The organism is Microcystis sp. M53603_WE2, assembly GCF_030065435.1.
Window position 1 is genome coordinate 1 of the sequence record NZ_JASJFF010000609.1, and the last position, 3502, is coordinate 3502.

2 protein-coding genes and 1 pseudogene are annotated in these 3502 nt (G+C 38.2%); all 3 read right to left on the minus strand.

What is annotated here, in order from left to right; translation table 11 throughout:
• Nucleotides 1–364 precede the first annotated feature (364 nt).
• The 3 genes and pseudogenes from PX481_RS12960 to PX481_RS30130 all read right to left on the minus strand — a co-directional run bounded on the left by PX481_RS12960 (nt 365) and on the right by PX481_RS30130 (nt 3320).
• Nucleotides 365–1613, minus strand: a pseudogene (locus tag PX481_RS12960) (ISNCY family transposase).
• Between the two features lie 309 nt (nt 1614–1922).
• Complete coding sequence (locus PX481_RS12965; protein ID WP_288094697.1) at nt 1923–3107, minus strand: ATP-grasp domain-containing protein; 1185 nt, start codon at nt 3105–3107, stop codon at nt 1923–1925.
• A 60-nt stretch (nt 3108–3167) separates the two neighbouring features.
• Entirely contained in the window at nt 3168–3320 is a 153-nt protein-coding gene (locus tag PX481_RS30130) for a hypothetical protein (RefSeq protein ID WP_502888601.1), read from the minus strand.
• Nucleotides 3321–3502: the final 182 nt, after the last annotated feature.

Consider the following 3502-nt stretch of genomic DNA (forward strand, 5'->3'; position numbering starts at 1 on the left):
CTTGCATTATCCTTCTTGTAGTACATCGCTTGGTACAAAAAACAAGGGCAACAAAGCCTAAAACGACCGACTCCTGACGACCGGCTACTGACTCCTACCCCCAGGAAAAACTTTTTCAGCAGACCCTAATTATCATCCAACGCTGGAGATAGACAGGTTTTAAGAACTCTGTCCATGAAAAATCGATTTCAACTTATAAATTCAGATGAAATTCTAACAAAATTTTTAGTTTTTTTTATAAACAACTTTCTTTTTCGCCTTCAAGAGTTCTGACATTTTCAACTAGAATTTACTTGTTTGAATGGGACATATTCGGTGAGAATAAATGAGAAAAACTCCGACCAATTCTTAAACCAAATAAATTTTAATAGGGTACGAATATCATTAAAGAAAGAAGTCAGAGTTACTAATAGCTCACGAATCTTTTGATAGGTGTAATTAACTAAATCTAAAACGGTATGAAATAAAAAAGCTAGTAAATTTAAAGACAATAAGAACTCGCACAAATGATTCTGACCATGACCAAAGTTATGCTCTAAATTATAACCGTGATTTTTAAGAACGTTATTGCCTTCATTTTCAACTTTCCATCTGCTGCGTCCAGCTTTGACAATTTCTTCGACATTATTTTCCGTGATTTTATGATTAGTTATCCAATTATTTTGGTAGATAGTTTTCTGGGTTTTTTCATTAATAACAGTCACTTCACACCAATTAACTTCGAGACTTGAGTCGCCCTCTCTTAAGGGAACTCTAGAAGCATAACGATAACGATAAATTAGATTTTTTCGCCCATCCCATTGTTTCTTTTCAACGGTCGTAACTTCGCCACTTTTTTCTAAAAATTCTAGCCATTCATATAAAGTTTTAGGCGACGTTTCTAAACAAACAAAAATAAAATTATAACCTTGTTTTACCGCTAATTCACAAACAGGTTCGTGAGAATATAAGTCTTCTCCTAAAAGAGTTACAGGATAACCATACTTATTTTTATGATTCTTATTTAACCATCTTTTAACGGCCGCATTTTCACAGTCTTGTTTTTGATGCCCATCTTGTTTTTTAATGAATTCTGGCTCTAAATTAATTACTTGTTTTTGCTTAGGAGAAACCACCATCGGTGTGACACAGCCAGGAAAATAAGTTGTGGTTCCATTTCGATGATTACGACAGTTACAATGAGGGCAATGAATTTTCTTGGATGAGAAATATTCTGTGCCATCTAACGCCACTAAAATTTCTCCATCTAAGTAGAGAAACTTTTTCAAAACTCCCTTTTCCTTTAACCATTGATAGACTTTTTGAAAAGTCCTAGAGACATTAGAGGCTGGCACTGGATCTAACAAATTTCTTATTTGATTATCCCCAGGAATTTTTTCAATTGAAAATCAACTTTCAGCATTATCTTTTCCCTTATTACTTTTCATTAAACGTTGATGGTCTAAAAAAGACGGCGACTGAGTAAAAAAGACTGAAAATGCCGCCATCACGGCATCTTCTACCTCATATTTTCTATTATTTCCAGGTTTCCTCTCATCGGGTAAATCATCTAATTCTTGACGTAAAAATTGCATTAATTCCGAAATTTCTAGGGTTGCCGCTTTTTGAGCCATCTTGGAATAATTTGACGTGCTGGTGGATTTCTAACTCACCCATTTTACCTTAGCTGACAATAATTATAAATTTTTATTTCCCTTGAATTCCTTATTCTAAAAACAGAACTATCTTCCTGAATTTACCCCGTTCGTTCTCAGCCAATCCCTTTGATTGCTTGAGTATTTATACTTAATTTATCCAACCAATTGTTTTTTTAGTGATCGCCTCTCCCTGAAAAATAGTCACTTTCTACTATATTTTGCCTTCCAAAATCGGGGTTAATGCTCTATTTATTTCAAAATGAGAATTGCTGCTGATCACTAATTCTAGGCTAATTTAATTGCTGCCGTGACTACCTCTTCTAAAGACTCTAACCAATGAAAGTTAACATCAGCTAAACTCTGACTGAGATCGATCGCTTTGCTGTCAGCTAGGACGCGAAAAATTATTTGTGGTACGGTGGGATTGGGAAAAGATCTGGGTTCCAAGGTTTGTCTTTCCTGTCGGGTAGCCCGGATCATCCGTTCGCCGCTGCCCCGGCTGGGTGATAATGGGCTATAACTGCGGTAGTAATTGCTAATACTCTCGATCGCTTTTTGGCCAAAGTCGGGATAACTGATAATATCAACGATAATCACTTTTAAATCGGCCAATAGTTGGAATTGTTGCAGACCAGACTCTATTTGCTCGTTTAATTGCTCTAATTCTAGTCTTTCCTCCAGTATAAGCCATGCCGCCAGTTTTGCCCCCTTGCCTGCCAAGGCATCCCAGACAGTGGACATCAAACCCTGGCCATTGCTAATCACGGCTATTCGGCCGGTTTGATCAATTATCGACCAAGGGGATTGTAATTGGGGTGGGGTCAAAGCTAGGAGATCGAGATGTCTAGCTAAAGCGGCATCATTAACACTTATTTTGCCATCTAGGGCCATCACTTCCCCAGCTTCGTTGATACCCAGGGGATTAATCTCGATAATATCGAGATCTTTGCTGACAAAGAGACTATACATTTTTTCGAGAATTTGACTGATAGACTCGATCAAAGACCCTCTTAAACCCATAGATACGGCTAATTGCCGACAGAGATAGGGGGAAAATCTCGCTTCGATGACCACTTTTTGCATGGTTTCCAGTAAACTGTCCACATCCATTCCCCCTTGACTCGCACCCAGTAAAACCGGTCTTTGCAGATGATAATCAAGTAAAATGGCTAAAAATATCTCCTGTTGCGGATTATACCTGGCTTCTGCTAAGATTACCTCTGGATATTCTCCGGCAATCGGTAAATGAAAGATAGCATGGGCAGCAGCGATCGCATCAATGGTATTAGCGACAAATTTCACCCCCCCTGCTTTTCCCCGTCCTCCCGCTCGTACCTGGGACTTCAGCACGATGGGGTAGGGAATGTTTAATCTTTTTAGTCCCCCCGGTTCGTGGATTGGTTGGGAAGGTAAAATGGGGATGCCGACTTGAGCAAATATTTCCTTGGCTTGGTATTCGAGTAAATCCATAATTGATTAGTTGATAAAGTGGCAATTCTCTCTTTGCTCGTTTCAGTAGCTTGGGGACTATTAACTATCATAAGTTTGTGCAGTACCACAATGATAACAATAAGGTAAATTTTTATAAGTTAACTCATGGCAATGATGACATTCTACATATTGATAATAACCGCAATGGGGACAATGAGCATCTTGATTTTTAATCGTTTTAGCGCAGTTAATACATTGTGATTTTTGTACTCGTTTTGCTGCTTGAGACTTGGGGCTCTTCGGTTTGTGTTATGCAATGGACGGGGGTTATAAGGGATGGAACCCTTACATAGAAAGGCATTTAGCGATTTTTGTCAATTGTTTTTGCTCTAGAGCAAACTAATCAATTAAGTCTCTTACCAGATAAGGATTTA